Source organism: Microbacterium sp. CGR1 (genome assembly GCF_001266755.1).
Taxonomy (GTDB): domain Bacteria; phylum Actinomycetota; class Actinomycetes; order Actinomycetales; family Microbacteriaceae; genus Microbacterium.
Map to the genome: position 1 here is coordinate 2,775,665 of NZ_CP012299.1, position 16,675 is coordinate 2,792,339.

A 16,675-nucleotide genomic window follows, 5' to 3' on the forward strand; every position below is an offset into this window, starting at 1 on the left:
GGCGTCTCGTCTAGTGTTCTGTGGTTATCCTGAACGTGTGGTGAACGAGCATCGGAGCGGACCCGTGCGCAGCACGGCTGCCCGCGAAGCGATCCTCGACGCCACCGCACGCCTCTTCCATAACCAGGGGTACGACCGTCTCACGATCGAGGGAATCGCGAAAGAGGCTGGCGTCGGCAAGCAGACCATCTATCGGTGGTGGCCGTCGCGCGGAGCCCTCATCGGTGAATGCCTCGTCGAGGGCCGCCTGATCCCCGTCGACTTCGTGGTTCCCGACACGGGAGACCTCGCCGACGATGTCGAGACCTGGCTGCGCAGCGTGCTGTCCATCCTCGAAGCGCCGGAGGGAGGGGCACTTCTCCGCTCGCTCGTGGCGGCTGCCACCGAGGACGCCGGAGTCGGCGCGCACCTCGGTGAGAGCCTCGGCGTCGAGAAGTACCTCGCCGAGCGCATCCGCGGCGGCATCCGCGACGGGCAGCTCGCCCCGGACGCACCGGTCGAGCAGCTGGGACGGGCGATCCTCGGGGCGATCATCGTCGAGTCCCTCGTTCGAGACGAGCACGACACCGACGCGATCGTTCGGCTGACGCGCTTCCTCTTCTCGCGATAGCGGCAGCGGGCGCGTGCGTGGTCATCGCGCCGAGACCGCTCTGCCGCCGCCGGTCTGAGCCTCCAGGCCCGAACGGTGGCCGTGCGCGAAGGAGCCGGGATCCGCGCCGCGGCGTCGCCGGGCGTGTGTCGTCGCCATCTCGTCGACCGCGTCGTCCACTCGGCTCCGGCGCGAGGTGAGAACGAGCTCGGTCCCCGAGCCGCTCTCTTCGACCGCAGCGCGGCGACTCTCCTCGATCCGGTTCATGGCACCCGCGGCGAACCCCCGGAGGAAGCCGCTGCGCGCTCGACGTCTCACCCCTTCGCGATGGCCGGCATACAGATCGCGATGCGCGATCCACCACGCACGCATCGCGACCGTGGCCTGCACCTGCAGACTGGCGGTCAGCGTCTGCACCTGCGTCACATCCGACGAGTGCCCGACCAGCAGCAGGCCGGCGATCGGCGGGTACTCCGCCAGGATCGGGCGCACCGCACCCAGCCCGTAGGCCACGCCGATGCCGATCTCACGAAGGTCCTTCGCGTAGACGCCGCGGAACAGCATCCTCTCGGTGACGATCTGCTCGCGCGTCTGCCCCAGGAGTCCCCGTCTTTCGTCGATCTGCGCCTGCTCGATCCCGTACTTCACGATCAGGCGCTCGGCGTGCTCGGTCAGAGCCTCGGCCTCTTCGGGCGTCGTGCTCTCGGCCTTGGCGAGCAGTTTGGCGATCAGGTCGAGCTTGGCTTCGGTCATGGCATCCCCCAATGGATCTGTGATGCCTCGGATCCTTCGCGGGGGCGCCTACATTGCGAGGCCGAGTTCCGGGGACTGTGAAGAAAGCCGAATGACGGATGCCGGTGCAGAAGTGGATGCCGCGAGGCCGGCCGGGCGCAGGTTCGGACCCGGTCGCCGACACGCCGCGATAGGTGCCGGGGTCGCCGGAGTGCCGCCGGGCACCCCGAACCAGCGTCGGAAAGAGACCCGAGAAGAACCCGATTCAGCCCAGGATCAGCGTGATGACTGTCGCGCCGCCGCCACCCAGGATGAGGGCGATGATGACGGTCCAGGCGACGATGCGCATGCGGCGATTGCGCTTCTCGCCGAGATCGCCGTAGTCCTCGCTCAGACCGTCGCCGCTCATGCGCTGACCGGCTCGGTGACCGTGGGACCGAAGGCGGCGGGCAGGGTGGCCTGCGAACGCTCGCGGATCTCGGCGATCGGCACGGTGAAGACGTCCTGCACCTCGAGCTTGTCGCCCTCGGAGTCGGTCACGCCGATGCGCATCACCGGGTAGTCGCGGCCTTCGCAGAGTCCGCGGAACTTGACGTCGTCTTCACGCGGAACTGTCACGATGACGCGGCCCGTCGACTCCGAGAAGAGGGCGGATGCCGCATCCACACCGTCGCGCTCGATGATCTCGTTCAGCCAGACGCGTGCGCCGACCCCGAAGCGCGAGACGCCCTCGGCGAGGGCCTGCGCGAGGCCACCCTCCGACACGTCGTGCGCCGACGAGATCAGCCACTCGTCACGGGCGGCTCCGAGCAGACCCGCGAGGCGCTTCTCGCCCGCGAGGTCGACCTTCGGGGGCAGTCCGCCGAGGTGCTGGTGCACGGTCTCGGCCCACGCCGAACCCGAGAGCTCGGTCGAGGTCGTGCCGAGCAGGTAGATGTTCTGACCCTCGTCCTGCCATCCCGAGGGGATGCGGCGCGAGACGTCGTCGATGATGCCGAGCACGCCGACGAGCGGGGTCGGGTGGATCGGCACGTCGCCGGTCTGGTTGTAGAACGAGACGTTGCCGCCGGTGACCGGGGTGCCGAGTTCGTAGCATCCGTCGGCGAGACCGTCGACGGTCTGCCCGAACTGCCACATGACCTCGGGGTTCTCGGGAGAGCCGAAGTTCAGGCAGTCGGTGATCGCGGTGGGAACGGCACCCGTGACGGCGACGTTGCGGTACGCCTCGGCGAGTGCGAGCTGCGCACCGGCGTACGGGTCGAGCTGGCAGTAGCGTCCGTTGGCGTCGGTCGAGATCGCGAAGCCGAGTCCCGACTCCTCGTCGACGCGGATCATGCCGGCGTCATCGGGGAACGACAGGGCCGTGTTGCCGAGCACGTAGTAGTCGTACTGGTTGGTGATCCAGCGGGTATCGGCGAGGTTCGGCGAGGCGACCAGGTCGAGGAACTGCTCGCGAAGCACCTCGGGGTCGTTCGACCGCGGAAGGTTCTCAGCGGCATCCGCCTGCAGTGCGTCGATCCACGTGGGGTACGCGACCGGGCGGTCGTAGACCGGGCCGTCGACCGCGACGGTCGAGGGGTCGACGTCGACGATGCGCTCGCCCTGCCAGTCGATGATGAGGCGGCCGTCGCCGGTGACCTCACCGAGGACCGATGTCTCGACATCCCACTTCTGAACGACGGCGAGGAACGCGTCGAGCTTCTCGGGAGCGACGATCGCCATCATGCGCTCCTGCGACTCCGACATGAGGATCTCCTCGGCCGTGAGCGACGGGTCGCGCAGCAGCACGTTGTCGAGCGAGACCTTCATGCCGCTGTTGCCGTTGGCCGCGAGCTCGCTGGTCGCGCACGAGATGCCGGCAGCACCGAGGTCCTGGATCGCCTCGACCAGCTCGTCGCGGTAGAGCTCGAGGCAGCACTCGATGAGCACCTTCTCGGCGAACGGGTCGCCCACCTGCACCGCGGGGCGCTTGGTGGGTCCGGTGCTGTCGAACGAGTCGGATGCCAGGATGCTGGCACCGCCGATGCCGTCGCCACCCGTGCGGGCGCCGAACAGCACGACCTTGTTGCCGACGCCGGTCGCATTGGCGAGCTTGAGGTCCTCGTGGCGGAGCACGCCGACCGCGAGCGCGTTGACGAGCGGGTTGGCCTGATAGACGGAGTCGAAGACCGTCTCGCCGCCGATGTTCGGCAGACCCAGGCAGTTGCCGTAGAAGCTGATGCCGCTGGTGACGCCGTGCACGACGCGAGCGGTGTCGGGGTGGTCGATCGCGCCGAAGCGGAGGGCGTCCATGACCGCGACCGGACGTGCGCCCATCGAGATGATGTCGCGGACGATGCCGCCGACGCCGGTCGCGGCGCCCTGGAACGGCTCGATGAAGCTGGGGTGGTTGTGGCTCTCGGCCTTGAAGGTGACGGCCCAGCCCTCGCCGACGTCGATGACGCCCGCGTTCTGGCCCATGCCCACCATGAGGCGTTCCTTCATCTCGTCGGAGACCTTCTGGCCGAAGCGGCGCAGGTAGTTCTTCGACGACTTGTACGAGCAGTGCTCCGACCACATGACCGAGTACATCGCCAGCTCGCCGGAGGTCGGGCGGCGGCCCAGGATCTCCTTGATGCGGGCGTACTCGTCGTCCTTGAGGCCCAGCGCTGCGTACGGCTGCTCCTTCTCCGGAGTCGCGGTGGCGTTCTCGACGGAGTCGGGGACGTGCTTGTGGGCAGGTGCAGGGGCGGTGGTCACGCGCACTCCTAGATGAGGGGCCGGCGGGGCATGGCCAGTCTACCGGGGGATGCCGTGGCCGTCGGCCCGGGCGGACAGCGGGGTCTACGTCAGGAGCGGCCCGAGCTCCCGTGCAGCCGCGATGAGGGAGAGCGCGATCGAGTCGGAGCTGTCGATCTGCCGGCGCGGGCCCGAGTAGGAGAGCGCTCCGGCGAGCGTGCCGGAGGCATCGGTGATCGGCGCGACGAGGCAGCCACGCTGACCGTCGCGGGCGCGGATCACCCCCTGCGAGCGGAGTTCGGAGACCAGGTCACCGGCGGCGGTCTCTCCGCGCACGACCAGGGGCAGCAGGCCGAGGGCGTAGCGGGTGGGCTCCTGCTGCAGGCCCTGCCGATTCGAGAGGGGGAAGTCGGGGTCCTCATCGGCGACGACGAGCCGGTCGTCACGGTAGAGCACGAGGTGGATGCCGCCCCTCGCGCTCGCCCTGGTGCGCTCGAGCACGTCCCGTGCGGCGCGCGGGATGCGTTCGACGCCGATGCTGCCGGCCAGCAGCGCCACCTTCGTGCCCAGGGCGAATCCGGTGAGATCCGGCGTCCGGACGAGGTACTCGTCCTGCACCAGCAGGTTGAGCAGGCGATAGGTGGTCGCACGCGGCATCCCGAGCCGGTCGGCCAGCTGCCGCGCTGTGACGCCGGCACCCATCGCAGCGACGGCCTCCAGCATCGACAGTGCGCTGTGGATGGCGGCGGGCTGTCGGGCCGTGATCGATACCGCGTCGCCAGCCGTCATCCGTCGGCGTCCCCCGGTTCGCCCCCGTGTGCGCTGCCGCCGCCGGTGCGGGCCACGCCGCCGAGAACGTGGGCGGCGACCGGCTCGTCGTAGCGTCCGACCTCTCCGAGAGGCGCACGCCGCCGCCATCGGATCAGTGCCGCGGCGATCAGGGCGAAGCCGAGGGCGAACCAGACCCCGGGGTTTCCCGCGGCCGCCTCCGCGACGAGATAGACCGTCAGGCATGCCGCAAGCGCCGCCGCCGCGCTGACGGCGGCGATGATGGAACCGACGGTGACCTCCCCGATACGGCGCAGGAACAGGGGAGCGGCGATGCAGACCAGCACGTAGGCGACGATGTAGCCCGCTGCCGAGATCAGCAGGACGGCCTTCATCGCGTCCCACGGTGACACGCCGGCCGCGACGATCACGAGCGGTGCGAGGACGATCGGCGGGACCGCGACGACGACCGCGCCGATCGGGGTGCGGTGGCGCCCGTGCGTGCGGCCGAGTCGGGCGGGGAGGACGCCGTCGCGGGCGAGCGCGAACACGATACGGGTGAGGGCGGTCGTCGAGGCGATCGCGCAGGCCAGACCCGAGGTGGCGATGCCGACGTCCGCCACGGCGGCCCATGCGGAGAGGCCGAAACGCGACGCGAGATCGTCGAGGAGCGCGACCGATGCCGTCCCCCCGATCGCGGCGGCTCCTGCGATCTGCGTGTAGGCGGCGATGAGGTAGAACACTCCGGCGACGCCGACGCTCCACACGATGGCGCGAGGGATGTTCTTCAGCGGCGAGCGGGCCTCGACGCCGAGCGTCGCGGAGCTCTCGAACCCCACGAACGCGGTGATCGCGAGAACGGCACCGCCGGCGACGCCGGCCACGGAGATGCCGTCGGCCGAGAAGATCGCCGCCGGTTGGAGCGGCCCGATGTGCACGAGGAGCACGATCATCAGCGACAGGATCAGCGCGACGGAGATGAGTTCGACGACGAGCGCGACCCGGGATGAGAGGCGGATGCCGCGCACGAGGACGATCGCGAGCACCGCTGCTTCGACGACGAGAGCGCCCAGGGCGATCGGCGTCGCGGCGAGCTGAGGCCACAGTCGGGTCACGAGCATGGTCGCATAATGGGCGCCGCCCAGAAGAGCGAAGATCGAGATGAAGGCATACCCGACGAGGATCGCTGCACCGGTCGCGAGTCCGCCCGCCGCGCCGAGTCCGCGCGCCGCGTAGGTGTACAGCGAGCCGCTGGCGGCGAACCGACGAGTGAACTGGTTGATCGTCCGAGCGACCAGGAACGTGATGATCATGGCGAGGGCCATCACGAGCACGGTGGCGCCGCCCGCCAGGTCCGCCACCAGCAGCACCGCCATCGCCGAGGCGGCGGCTGGGGCGACGGCCGCGACCGATTGCGCGAGGATGTCGGCGAAACCCACGGTGTGTCTGTCCAGTCCGTGCAACGGCGAGCGGGCGGCGAACGAGCGCACGGTCTGCGGGCGCTCGATCGCCTCTTCCAGTGCAGACATGGGGCCTCCGCCTGTCTCGTGATGGGAGGAGGCTACGAGCGGCCTGGTGCCGGAGCGCGTCTGCGATGTTTCACGCAGATGTCACCCGAATGAGACGGCCGGAGTTCCGGCGTCCCGTTCGCGGCGAACGCAGACGTCACTCCGGCGAGACGGGTGGGAAATCCTGCCGCGGCAGGGTGGGGGAACCGCTCCACTCCGCTTCTCTCAGAAGGGTTTGCACATGGTCCAGATTCAACCCAGCGCCACCGAGACCTCCCCGAAGAAGGTCCTGTCGGGATCGCTCGGTGCTACCGCGATCGTCTTCATGGTGGTCGCCGCCGCCTCGCCCCTGACTGTCATCGGCGGGTCCGCCCCACTCGGCATCCTGCTCGGCAACGGGGCGGGCTTCCCGGCGCTGTATGCGATCAGCGCCGTCGTTCTCGTGCTCTTCGCCGTCGGCGTCTCCGCGATGGCCAAGCACGTCCCCAACCCCGGGGCGTTCTTCACCTACGTCGGATACGGCCTCGGACGCTCGACCGGTCTCGCGTCCGCCTGGATCGCGATGCTCACGTATACGACGATCCAGGTGTCCGTGTACGGGTACATGGGCTACGTGCTGAGCTTCACTTTCGAGGGGTTCGGCATCACGCTCCCGTGGTGGCTGTACTCGATCGCCGTCGTCGCGCTCGTCGGGTTCCTCGGCTATCGCCACATCGATCTGTCCAGCAAAGTGCTCGGCGTCCTACTCTGCGCCGAGGTCGGAATCGTCCTCCTTCTCGTAGCGGCGGTCGTGATCTCCGGCGGCCCTGAAGGTCTGAGCCTGGCTCCGTTCGAGCCGAAGAACGTCGCGAGCGGTTCCCCCGGCGTCGGCCTCATGATGGCGATCGCCGCCTTCATCGGGTTCGAGGCGACCGCCGTCTTCCGCAGCGAGGCGCGCGATCCCGACCGCACGATCCCCCGCGCCACCTATATGGCCGTGATCGGCGTCGGCGTGTTCTACACGCTCGCCTCATGGGGCCTCGTCATGGCGTGGGGTCCCTCGAACATCCTGGAGGAGGCCGCGGCCGACCCGGGAACGCTCATCCTCCGCACGATGTCGGCGTACCTCGGCGCCACCGGCGAGATCATCACGAACATCCTCCTCATCACCGCGATGTTCGCCTGCGTGCTGTCGTTCCACAACGTCGTCGCCCGTTACCAGTACTCCATGTCAGGCGCCGGCGTGCTGCCCGACCGGGTGGGCGCCGTGCACCCCCGGCACATGTCTCCGCACGTGTCCTCGCTCGTGCAGAGCATCACCGCGATCGTCCTCGTCGCGCTGTTCGCCGTTCTGCAGCTCGACCCGGTGCTGCAGGTGTTCACCTGGTTCGCCGGGGTCGCGACCGTGGCGATCGCCCTCCTGATGGCGGTCACCTCGATCGCGGTCATCGTCTACTTCGCGAGGACACGCAAGGACCGGAGGATCTGGAACACCGTGATCGCCCCCGTGCTCGGTTTCATCGGCCTGGTGCTCTCCGTGGTCATGATCGTCGTCTACTTCCCGATCATGGTCGGCGATGCGGATGCCACAGGCGCGCCCGTGTTCGGCGCGGTCAGCTGGAGTCTGCTCGGGCTGGTGATCGTCTTCCCCCTCATCGGGTACGCCCAGGCCGCGTGGATCAGAGCCCGCCGGCCCGCGGCATACGTCAAGCTCACCGACGCCATCGCCGGCTGAGGCGCACCATGAGCGCGACCGACACACTTTCCCCCACCCCCTCGACGAGAAGGACCGTCATGCCCCTGCCCCACGTGGATTTCCTCTACCTCTCCGAAGCCGACATGATCGCGGCCGGAGTGACCGATATGCACCAGTGCGTCGACACCATGGAGGAGATGTTCGCACTGTTCGCCGCCGGCGACTACCGCATGACCGGTGAGAGCAACGACTCGCACGGCGCGATGATGACGTTCCCTGAGGCGTCGCCGTTCCCGAACATGCCGGTGCCCACTGAGGATCGACGGTTCATGGCGATGCCGGCGTACCTCGGCGGAGACTTCCAGACGACTGGCGTCAAGTGGTACGGATCCAACATCGCCAACCGCGAGAAGGGTCTGCCGCGGTCGATCCTCATGTTCACGCTCAACGACACCGACACCGGGGCGCCACTCGCGTTCATGTCGGCGAACCTGCTGTCGGCATACCGGACCGGCGCCGTGCCGGGGGTCGGTGCGCGGCACTTCGCCCGCAAGGACTCGCGCGTCGCGGGGATCGCCGGGCCCGGCGTCATGGCACGTACGGTGCTCCTGGCCTTCATGGATGCGTGCCCGCTGATCGACACGCTGAAGATCAAGGGGCGAGGGGCGGAGAGCCTCGCGCGCTTCCAGGGGTGGGTGCGCGAGGAGTTCCCGACGATCACCACGATCGAGGTCGTCGACTCGATCGAAGACGTCGTCCGGGGCAGCGACCTGGTGAGCTTCTGCACCACGGGCACCGGTGCCGGCGGCTCGGAGAGCTACCCCACGATCCAGCGGGAGTGGATCGCGCCGGGGGCGTTCTTCGCGATGCCGTCCCTGTGCAACACCGACGACTCGCTGCTGGACAGCGACATCACGAAGGTCGTCGATGCGTACGGCTTGTACGAGACCTGGTACGAGGAGTTCCCGAAGCCGTCGTTCGAGTACATTCCGATGGTCGGGCAGAAGTGGATGGATCTCGTGAAGGCCGGGGAGCTCTCACGCGACGAGCTCGTCGACATCGGCGATGTCGTCTCCGGAAAGCGGCCCGGTCGGCAGAGCGACGACGAGATCGTCATCATGTCGGTCGGCGGGATGCCGGTGGAGGACGTCGCGTGGGGGACGAAGGTGTATCGCAACGCCCTTGAGCGCGGCATCGGCCAGAAGCTGAACCTGTGGACCGAGCCGGCTCTCGCATGAGTGCGGCAGAGGTCATCCGGACCGTCGACGTCGCGGTGGTGGGTGCAGGCTCCATGGGATCGATGGCGCTGTGGCACCTCGCGAGATCGGCGGGGATGTCCGTGCTGGGCATCGAGCAGTACGGACCGGCGCACGGCCACGCGGCATTCGCCGGCGAGTCGCGTCTGTTCCGTGCGGCGAACAAGGAGGGCGCGCTCTACACGGCCGCTGCTCTCGAGGCCAGGGCGCTGTGGACCGAGCTGGAGCGTGAGACCGGCCGCCAGCTGCTGCTGAAGACCGGCGTCCTCGCGATCGCGCCGGAGGGTCATCCATTCCTCGAGTCCACGCAGCGGTCGATCGTGGAGGGCGATCTGCCGCACCGGTTCCTCGACGCCGCAGAGCTCCGCCGGGAGTATCCGCAGTTCACCGTCGAAGACGGCGACATCGGGATCATGGACCTGCTGGGCGGCGGGTTGCGCTCGGAGCTGGCGGTGGCGACCGCGCAGCGGGCCGCGATCAGGCGCGGGGCGGAGATCCTGTACAACACTCCGGTGCTCGGCATCGATGAGCACGAGAGCGGTGTCGTGATCTCGACATCCGAGGGGATCGTCCACGCGCAGAAGGTGATCGTGACGACCGGTGCGTGGACGACGAGGATCGTGCCGGAGGTGCGCGATCTGGTGAGCGCCATCGCCATACCGCTCACGTGGTTCATGCCGGAGGACATCAGCCAGTTCACCCCGGACCGCTTCCCATGCTGGATGCGGGACCTGGACGGCGACCATGCCTTCGGCGTCCCCACACTCGACGGCTACTCGGTCAAGATCGCCCCCACGACCCGCATCGACACGATCGAGGACCCCGACACAGATCCCCGCGAACTGTCGCGTGAGCAACTGCGGAGATGCACGGCGATCGCCACCCGGATGTTCCCCGGCATCCTGCCCGAGGTGGTCCGGTCGTCCATCCACCCGGAGTCGGCGACGGCTGATCATGTCCCGATCCTCGACGTCTCCGAGTCGGGCCGGACCATCATCGGAGCCGGGTTCTCCGGCAACGGCTTCAAGTTCTCGCCCGCCTACGGGCGAGTGTTGGCGCAACTCGCCGAGAGCGGGTCGAGCGCGCTGCAGCACCCCCTGTTCACGCTCGGTCACCACCGGCGCCGTGCTCAGGCGCGCGCCGACGATCTTGTCCTCGCAGACGACTATCCGGTCCTCCAGGGCCACTGACACGAAAGACGGAACCGTTGATAATCACCAGCGTGAAGAGCGGCAGCAAGTTCGAGACCCTCGCAAGCTACTCGCGGGCCGTCGCGATCGGCGACTGGATCTTCGTCTCGAACACCGCCGGCATCGATTACGAGACCAGGACCCTGCCGGACACGGCGGCAGAGCAGCTGCGTCTCGCGATCGCCACCGTCGTGCGGGCGCTCGCCGCCGTGGATTCATCGCTCTCCGATGTCGTCCGGATCCAGGTCTTCGTTCCGGATGCGTCCGATCAGGACGAGACGATCGAAGTGCTCGGCGAGGCGTTCCGCGGCATCGACCCGGCACTCACCATGACGCGCAGCCCGCTCGCGGGCGAGTACAAGGCCGAGATCGAGGTGACCGCGCACCGCGGGGCGGGGGCGGCGCGGCGTACGCAGATCGATCTGTGATCACTCGGCGACTCGGGGTGCGGGGTCTCGGATGCGGTCAGGCCTGACCGGGTAAGCGGGCCTCGCCCGCGCCGGACAGGCGTCGCGAGAGGGCGGTCGCGGCGTCCGCCAGCGCGGGCGGTGCGACGACGCGGAACGGCGCATCGAAGCGGGCGATCGACGCGAGGATGCCGATCCACGACCACGATCCGACGGTCACTCGGCACGAGGTCTCGTCGATCGGCTCGACGGTGCCGTCGCGGCCGATCCAGTGCGCCACCTCGCGGGCGGGCAGATCGAGCACGAGCTCTCCGATGCACGGCCAGCGGTCTGCGGCATCCGATCCCTTCGCCCGAGCTGCGAGGTAGGTCTGGGCGTCGGCGGCGGGCAGCTCCCGTGGGGTGAAGGCAGGGCCGGTCGGGATGCGCGGTGTCATCCGGTCGAGTCGGAAGGTGCGCCAGTCATCGGCCTCGAGGTCCCACGCGAGCAGGTACCAGCGGCCCTCCCGGGCGACAACTGCGTGTGGCTCGGTGCGCCGCGCCGGGCGGTCATGGTTCTCTCCGTAATCGAAGCGCAGCACGTGGTGGTCTCGCACCGCACCGCTGACGGCTTCGAGCACCGCCGGATCCACGCGCGTCTCGTTCTCGACCCCGGCGAAGCGGATGCCGTCGACCCGGTGCCGTAGGCGCGACGGCATCACCTGGCGCACGGTGGCCAGCGCACGAGCCGCGCCCTCGTCGATATCGATCCCCGTGGCCGGCACGCTCTGCAGCGCGACGGCGATCGCGACGGCCTGCTCGTCGTCGAAGAGCAGCGGCGGCAGCTCGGAACCGGCGGCGAGGCGGTATCCGCCGTCGGGGCCCTTGATCGCGCTGATGCGGTAGCCGAGCTCGCGCAGTCGGTCGACGTCTCGTCGCACCGTGCGGGGTGTGACGTCGAGGCGGTCGGCGAGCACCTGCCCCGGCCAATCGCGAGCCGTCTGCAGCAGGGACAGCAGGGCGAGCATGCGAGAGGAGCTGCCGGTCATTACTCCATTGTGCTCCGAGTAGAGGACCGAAACTGACCTCTTCTGCTGTGAGTGTTGGTCTCACCGGCATCCGCCGCCCACACAGATCCGAGGAGATCCCATGACCATCGCGACCAGCACCCACCTGAACTTCCGCGGCACCGCGCACCAGGCGCTCGACTTCTACCAGTCCGTCTTCGGCGGCGAGGTCACGCGGGCGACCTATGCGGATTTCGGCATGCCGGTGGGAGTTCCCGGCGCCGACAAGATCGTGTTCGGCCAGGTCGAGAACGCCGACGGCTTCCGGCTGATGGCATACGACATCCCCGGCGCCGACGACGCTGACGCCACCGCGGGAACCACCTCGAGGCAGAACGGGACGACCGTCACCGACCGCACGTTCTTCCAGTCGCTGCGCGCCGATTCGCTCGACGAGCTCACCGGGTACTGGGACGCCCTCGCAGACGGCGCCTCGATCGTCGAGCCGCTGGCCGCATCGGCGTGGTCACCCGGATTCGGCATGCTGACCGACCGATTCGGCGTCACCTGGGTGCTCGACGTGCGCGCCGCCTACGCGGGCTGAGGCGGTCGCCGTTCAGGACGCAGGAAGATTCGCGCTCGATCGGGCCGCAACCGGGAGTCTCGGCGAGATCGGCCACGTTCTTCCGGAGTTGCGGAACGCGACGCGCCTAGCCCTTGTCCGGCTTGCCCTTGTCGCCCTTGCCGGAGTTCCCGGAGTTCCCGGAGTTCCCGTTATTCCCGGAGTTGCCTGAGTTCCCAGAGTTGCCGGAGTTCTCCGCGTTCCCCGAGTTCCCGGGGTCCACGGGCTCTGTGACCACCTCGACGGGCGCTGCGGGGGTGTCGATGGGCGAAGTCTCCGTCGGGGTCGATGCCGTTCGGGCGACGACGCCTGACGCGGTGCGTCCCAGCTCGGATGCCGGGGGCGCACTGAACGCCGCGATGCCGGTGACGATCGCACCGGCGGCAAGAAGCCCCGCGGCGCCGGCGATCACGCGGGCGCGGGTGCGTGTGCCGGGGCGGGTGCGGTCGCGGGTCCGCAAGCGGGGTGCGGGATCCGTGACCTCGGTCGCAGGGATCACAGCGGTCGCTCCGGTCGGCGCGGAACCAGCGTCGAGGGCCGACGACTCCGCGTCGACGCTCGCGGATGAGGCGGCGGATGCGGGACGCGCCGGCTGGATTCCGGCGCCCGCGTCTGGCGCTGCGGCGACGGCATCCGATTCCGCGCCCGCCGCCCCCGGTGTCGCGTCGACCGCCGGCTCCGTGCCGGCCGATGCGACGATGGCCGCAGCCGCCGCGGCGACGGCGGTGCCGTTGCTGTTCGCGGCGTAGTCGCGCAGCAGAGCCCGGGCGGCGCGCGCCACCTCGACGGCGGTCGGGCGTTCCTCGGGCTCGAGCCGTGTCATGCGGCTGAGGAGGTCGCGCCATTCGTCCGGAACCGTGTCGGAGATGGTCGGCGGGTTGAGCAGGCGAGCGACCGCCGCCGCGCGTCCGGAAGCGAGGGAGGGGTAGCCGGGGTATCCGCTGAGCGCCTCGAGAGCGACGAGTCCGAGCGAGAAGATGTCGACCGGGGTTCCGGGGTCGGCGTCGCGCAGCTGCTCCGGCGCCATATAGGTGAGTGTGCCGAGCACGATCCCCGGCGTCGTGAGGCGGGTGTCCTCGATGGAGCAGGCGATGCCGAAATCCGCGAGTTTCGCCGCGACCGGGCGGCCTGACCGGGCGTGCGCGAGCAGCACGTTCGACGGCTTGATGTCGCGATGCACGATTCCGGCGGCGTGCACGGCGGTGAGTCCCTCGGCGAGATCGCGGACGATGCGGGCCACGTCGCGCGGAGTCATCGGGCTTTCGGCCATGCGCGCGGCGAGGGTGGGTCCGTCGACGAACTCCATCACCAGGTATTGCGGACGACCGGGCACGAGCTGCGCGTCGTACAGCGTCACGAGCGACGGGTGGCTCAGCGAGGCGAGCAGCGCCTTCTCGGTATGCGCGCGCTCGATCGAGGCGACCGGACCGTCGCTCTCGTGGATCATCTTGATCGCGACGATGCGTCCGAGGTGGGTGTCCTCGGCGCGGTACACGGTCGCCATGCCGCCTCGTCCGACGCGGTCGTGCAGTACGTACCGTCCGTCGAGCAGTGCCGCCGTCGGCGACATCACTTCCAGCGTCATCACTTGCTCCTTGCAGATGCACCCGGGTCATGCATCGTTCGACATAACCACGGCTGACGGGAGTGTGTCATCGGGGTTGACGTATGGACGAAGAAGTGGATGCGGTCGATGATTCGCGTGCTCTCGCGCCGGGCGAGCGCGTGCGCGGAGGCTGTCAAGGCCCTCCTCGAGCGTCGGCGGCCTCGGGTAGAAAAGAGTCAGATCGAAAGGATGTGGCATGGCCGCAGGTGACATCGAGACGTTCCAGCGAGACGGGATCTGGTTCAACCGCATCGAGGGCGAATCCCGCACTCTGGGGTCCAGCTTCGAGACCGAGGCCGAGGCGGTTCGAGTCGGTCGGGGTGCCGCGACGGCACGTCAGGTCAAGCACACCGTGCGTGTCGAAGAGGGGCCGTCGGGCACGGGCAACCTCTACGACTGGCACCCGCGCGATCTCATGAACTGAGGGCCGGTGACCGGCAACGACAGACGCGGGCGGATGCTGTTGCAGGCGTGCCTCAACGGTGCGCGACCCGCGGCGCAGCATCCTGCCCTCACCGCCGATACGACCCTCGCCGGCGCCGACGCCGCGCGTGCCGTCGCGGCGGGGGCCCGCGAGATCCACGTGCACCCGAAGGATGCCGCGGGCGACGACAGCTTGCGTGCCGCGGATGTCGACCGGTGGGTGAGAGCCCTGCGCTCGGCGTGCCCTGGTGTGCAGATCGGGGTGACGACCGGTGCATGGATCGAGCCCGATGTCGGGGAGCGCCTCACGGCGATCCGCGAATGGAGCGTCCTGCCCGACTTCGCTTCGGTGAACTGGCACGAAGCCGGTGCTGACGAGGTCGCGGCGCTGCTCGTGAGCCGCGGCATCCGCGTGGAGGCGGGCATCTGGGATGCCACCGGACTCGACGCCTGGCAGCGCTCGCCCGTTCACGACGACACGCTGCGGGTACTGGTCGAGCTGCCTGACGAGGCGGCGGATGTCGTGCGGCGGCACGCCGAGGGGCTCATCGCGCACGTGCGCCTCGACGACCCGGACATTCCGATCCTGCTGCACGGCGAGCAGCGGTCCGCCTGGCCGGCCTTCACCCTGGCCGTCGAGCTGGGCCTCGATTCGCGCATCGGCCTCGAAGACACCCTGCAGCTGCCCGATGGACGGACCGCACCCGACAACGCGGCACTGGTGCGAGCGGCTGTGGCCTTCATCAACGCCTGAGTCGGGGTCCGGAGCCGGCTCGCCCTGCAGCTCATCGTCACCCGCCGTCATGCGACTCGCGACCGACCCGCCGCTTCCTTAGGGTGGAAGCTCCCGCTGAGAAGGAGTACGCGTGTCCGAGATCCAGACCCGCCGCGCCGGTGCCGTTCGATGTCGGCTCGTGGGCTGAGGAACGCCCGCCATGACCGACCACCGCGCGCCCTCTGACCCGCATCCGTTCGACTCCCGCACGAGGTTCGACCTCGACCGGCCCGAAAGCCGCAAGTGGAGCCTGCACCCCGGCCACATCGGCGCATGGGTGGCGGAGATGGACTTCGGCGTCGCGCCGGTGATCGCCGACGCCATGCACCGCGCGATCGACGAGGAGAACCTCGGATACCTGTCGCCGCCGCTCGCCGCCCGACTCGGCGACGCGACGTCCGAGTGGATGCGCAGCGAATACGGCTGGGCTGTCGATCCGGAACGCGTGCATCCGGTCTCCGACGTGATGGCGGCCCTGAGGGTCGCGGTCGAGGAGTATGCCCCCGCCGGATCGCCCGTAATCGTGCCGACTCCCGCATATATGCCGTTCCTGACATATCTGCCGACCGTCGGGCATCCGGTGATCGAGATCCCCGGCGTCGACATCGACGGACGCTGGCACCACGACCTGCAGCGCATCGACGAGGCGTTCGCCGCCGGTGCCCGTACGCTCGTGCTCTGCAACCCGCACAACCCGACCGGCACCGTGGTGGACCGCTCCGAGCTCGAGGCGCTCGCCGAGATCGTCGAACGCCACGGCGGACGGGTGTTCGCGGATGAGATCCACGCGCCGCTGCGCTTCGACGGGAGACCGTTCATCCCCTATGCGTCGGTGTCTGAGGCGACCGCCGCCCACACCGTCACCGGCACCAGCGCGTCGAAGGCGTGGAACATCCCCGGCCTCAAGACCGCGCAACTGATCACCTCGAACGACGCCGACCAGGAGCTGTACCGCCGCTTCGGGTTCTCGGTGCAGCACGGTGCCGCGACGCTCGGTGTCGTGGCGTCGACGGCGGCATATCGGGAGGGCAAGCCGTGGCTCGACGGCGTGCTCGGGTATCTCTCGGAGTCGCGCCGCCTTGTCGGCGACCTCATCACGGAACACCTGCCCGGCGCGGTGTATCGCGAGCCCGAGGCGACCTACATCGGATGGATCGACACGACGGCGCTCGAGATCACCGGCCCGCCGGCCGCGTACTTCCGCGAGGAGGCCGGCGTCGTGCTGACCGAGGGTGCGCTGCTCGGACGGGGATACGAGAACTTCGTGCGGATCGTGTTCGCGACACCTCGGCCGGTCTTGCGAGAGGCCTTCGCGGCGATGGGGGATGCCGTTCGCGCTCGGTGATGCGTCGTTCGTCGCACCGTGAGGGCAGGTGAGTGGTCGGTTCTGCAACTCTCGTCGGATGCGTGGTCAAAAACGC

General features: G+C 69.1%; 16 protein-coding genes. 9 read left to right on the forward strand and 7 right to left on the reverse strand.

Translation table 11 applies throughout. The annotated features are described in order from the left end of the window. Window positions 1-40: 40 nt before the first annotated feature. Window positions 41-610, forward strand: coding sequence for a TetR/AcrR family transcriptional regulator (locus tag AKG07_RS13455; RefSeq protein ID WP_232224515.1), 570 nt, complete (start codon window positions 41-43; stop codon window positions 608-610). A gap of 21 nt (window positions 611-631) precedes the next feature. Here the strand turns inward: AKG07_RS13455 and AKG07_RS13460 are convergent, their stop codons facing one another. The 5 genes from AKG07_RS13460 to AKG07_RS13475 all read right to left on the reverse strand — a co-directional run bounded on the left by AKG07_RS13460 (window position 632) and on the right by AKG07_RS13475 (window position 6,336). Next, the gene (locus AKG07_RS13460; protein WP_053098385.1) at window positions 632-1,342 is read right to left on the reverse strand and encodes a DUF2786 domain-containing protein; all 711 of its coding nucleotides are present in this window, start codon (window positions 1,340-1,342) and stop codon (window positions 632-634) included. Window positions 1,343-1,586: 244 nt separating this feature from the next. Beyond that, a complete protein-coding gene (locus AKG07_RS17905; protein WP_171821968.1) occupies window positions 1,587-1,730 on the reverse strand; it encodes a hypothetical protein in 144 nt (47 codons plus the stop codon). Then, window positions 1,727-4,060, reverse strand: coding sequence for a phosphoribosylformylglycinamidine synthase subunit PurL (purL, locus tag AKG07_RS13465; RefSeq protein WP_053098386.1), 2,334 nt, complete (start codon window positions 4,058-4,060; stop codon window positions 1,727-1,729). The genes AKG07_RS17905 and purL overlap by 4 nt, the downstream gene beginning before the upstream one ends. Before the next feature lie 84 nt (window positions 4,061-4,144). Continuing rightward, the gene (locus AKG07_RS13470; protein WP_171821969.1) at window positions 4,145-4,828 is read right to left on the reverse strand and encodes a helix-turn-helix domain-containing protein; all 684 of its coding nucleotides are present in this window, start codon (window positions 4,826-4,828) and stop codon (window positions 4,145-4,147) included. Continuing rightward, window positions 4,825-6,336: an APC family permease gene (locus AKG07_RS13475; protein ID WP_053098387.1), complete on the reverse strand. Its 1,512-nt coding sequence runs from the start codon at window positions 6,334-6,336 to the stop codon at window positions 4,825-4,827. The genes AKG07_RS13470 and AKG07_RS13475 overlap by 4 nt, the downstream gene beginning before the upstream one ends. Window positions 6,337-6,556: 220 nt before the next feature. On the opposite strand from AKG07_RS13475, the gene AKG07_RS13480 reads away from it, so the two are divergent. The 4 genes from AKG07_RS13480 to AKG07_RS13495 are packed head-to-tail and all read left to right on the forward strand — an operon-like array spanning window position 6,557 to window position 10,864. Continuing rightward, window positions 6,557-8,029, forward strand: a complete 1,473-nt coding sequence (locus AKG07_RS13480; protein WP_053098388.1) for an APC family permease — start codon at window positions 6,557-6,559, stop codon at window positions 8,027-8,029. 59 nt (window positions 8,030-8,088) lie between these two features. After that, the gene (locus tag AKG07_RS13485) at window positions 8,089-9,228 is read left to right on the forward strand and encodes a tyramine oxidase subunit B (RefSeq protein ID WP_053098389.1); all 1,140 of its coding nucleotides are present in this window, start codon (window positions 8,089-8,091) and stop codon (window positions 9,226-9,228) included. Beyond that, the gene (solA, locus tag AKG07_RS13490; RefSeq protein WP_082298069.1) at window positions 9,225-10,436 is read left to right on the forward strand and encodes an N-methyl-L-tryptophan oxidase; all 1,212 of its coding nucleotides are present in this window, start codon (window positions 9,225-9,227) and stop codon (window positions 10,434-10,436) included. Before AKG07_RS13485 ends, solA begins: the two co-directional genes overlap by 4 nt. A 32-nt stretch (window positions 10,437-10,468) precedes the next feature. Further along, on the forward strand, window positions 10,469-10,864 hold the full coding sequence (locus tag AKG07_RS13495; protein WP_201778464.1) for a RidA family protein: 396 nt from the start codon (window positions 10,469-10,471) through the stop codon (window positions 10,862-10,864). Window positions 10,865-10,901: 37 nt separating this feature from the next. On the opposite strand, the gene AKG07_RS13500 is transcribed toward AKG07_RS13495, so the two are convergent. Beyond that, window positions 10,902-11,870, reverse strand: coding sequence for a helix-turn-helix transcriptional regulator (locus AKG07_RS13500; RefSeq protein WP_053098391.1), 969 nt, complete (start codon window positions 11,868-11,870; stop codon window positions 10,902-10,904). Between the two features lie 100 nt (window positions 11,871-11,970). On the opposite strand from AKG07_RS13500, the gene AKG07_RS13505 reads away from it, so the two are divergent. Continuing rightward, window positions 11,971-12,432, forward strand: a complete 462-nt coding sequence (locus AKG07_RS13505; RefSeq protein ID WP_053098392.1) for a VOC family protein — start codon at window positions 11,971-11,973, stop codon at window positions 12,430-12,432. Window positions 12,433-12,538: 106 nt separating this feature from the next. Here AKG07_RS13505 and AKG07_RS18205 read toward each other — a convergent pair whose 3' ends face one another. Next, entirely contained in the window at window positions 12,539-14,035 is a 1,497-nt protein-coding gene (locus tag AKG07_RS18205; RefSeq protein WP_053098393.1) for a serine/threonine-protein kinase, read from the reverse strand. Window positions 14,036-14,252: 217 nt separating this feature from the next. On the opposite strand from AKG07_RS18205, the gene AKG07_RS13515 reads away from it, so the two are divergent. The 3 genes from AKG07_RS13515 (at window position 14,253) to AKG07_RS13525 (ending at window position 16,599) form a co-directional block, all read left to right on the forward strand. Beyond that, window positions 14,253-14,480, forward strand: a complete 228-nt coding sequence (locus tag AKG07_RS13515) for a DUF2188 domain-containing protein (RefSeq protein ID WP_053098394.1) — start codon at window positions 14,253-14,255, stop codon at window positions 14,478-14,480. 6 nt (window positions 14,481-14,486) lie between these two features. Next, window positions 14,487-15,233: a 3-keto-5-aminohexanoate cleavage protein gene (locus AKG07_RS13520; RefSeq protein ID WP_233277279.1), complete on the forward strand. Its 747-nt coding sequence runs from the start codon at window positions 14,487-14,489 to the stop codon at window positions 15,231-15,233. A gap of 181 nt (window positions 15,234-15,414) precedes the next feature. After that, entirely contained in the window at window positions 15,415-16,599 is a 1,185-nt protein-coding gene (locus AKG07_RS13525; protein WP_053098396.1) for a MalY/PatB family protein, read from the forward strand. Window positions 16,600-16,675: the final 76 nt, after the last annotated feature.

What these genes read in the sequence shown, in the direction of transcription:
- AKG07_RS13460 (WP_053098385.1), bottom strand. Translation starts at nt 1,342, where the DNA reads ATGACCGAAGCCAAGCTCGACCTGATCGCCAAACTGCTCGCCAAGGCC.
- AKG07_RS17905 (WP_171821968.1), bottom strand. Translation starts at nt 1,730, where the DNA reads ATGAGCGGCGACGGTCTGAGCGAGGACTACGGCGATCTCGGCGAGAAG.
- AKG07_RS13470 (WP_171821969.1), bottom strand. Translation starts at nt 4,828, where the DNA reads ATGACGGCTGGCGACGCGGTATCGATCACGGCCCGACAGCCCGCCGCC.
- AKG07_RS13475 (WP_053098387.1), bottom strand. Translation starts at nt 6,336, where the DNA reads ATGTCTGCACTGGAAGAGGCGATCGAGCGCCCGCAGACCGTGCGCTCG.
- AKG07_RS13480 (WP_053098388.1), top strand. Translation starts at nt 6,557, where the DNA reads ATGGTCCAGATTCAACCCAGCGCCACCGAGACCTCCCCGAAGAAGGTC.
- AKG07_RS13485 (WP_053098389.1), top strand. Translation starts at nt 8,089, where the DNA reads ATGCCCCTGCCCCACGTGGATTTCCTCTACCTCTCCGAAGCCGACATG.
- solA (WP_082298069.1), top strand. Translation starts at nt 9,225, where the DNA reads ATGAGTGCGGCAGAGGTCATCCGGACCGTCGACGTCGCGGTGGTGGGT.
- AKG07_RS13500 (WP_053098391.1), bottom strand. Translation starts at nt 11,870, where the DNA reads ATGACCGGCAGCTCCTCTCGCATGCTCGCCCTGCTGTCCCTGCTGCAG.
- AKG07_RS13505 (WP_053098392.1), top strand. Translation starts at nt 11,971, where the DNA reads ATGACCATCGCGACCAGCACCCACCTGAACTTCCGCGGCACCGCGCAC.
- AKG07_RS18205 (WP_053098393.1), bottom strand. Translation starts at nt 14,035, where the DNA reads ATGACGCTGGAAGTGATGTCGCCGACGGCGGCACTGCTCGACGGACGG.
- AKG07_RS13515 (WP_053098394.1), top strand. Translation starts at nt 14,253, where the DNA reads ATGGCCGCAGGTGACATCGAGACGTTCCAGCGAGACGGGATCTGGTTC.
- AKG07_RS13525 (WP_053098396.1), top strand. Translation starts at nt 15,415, where the DNA reads ATGACCGACCACCGCGCGCCCTCTGACCCGCATCCGTTCGACTCCCGC.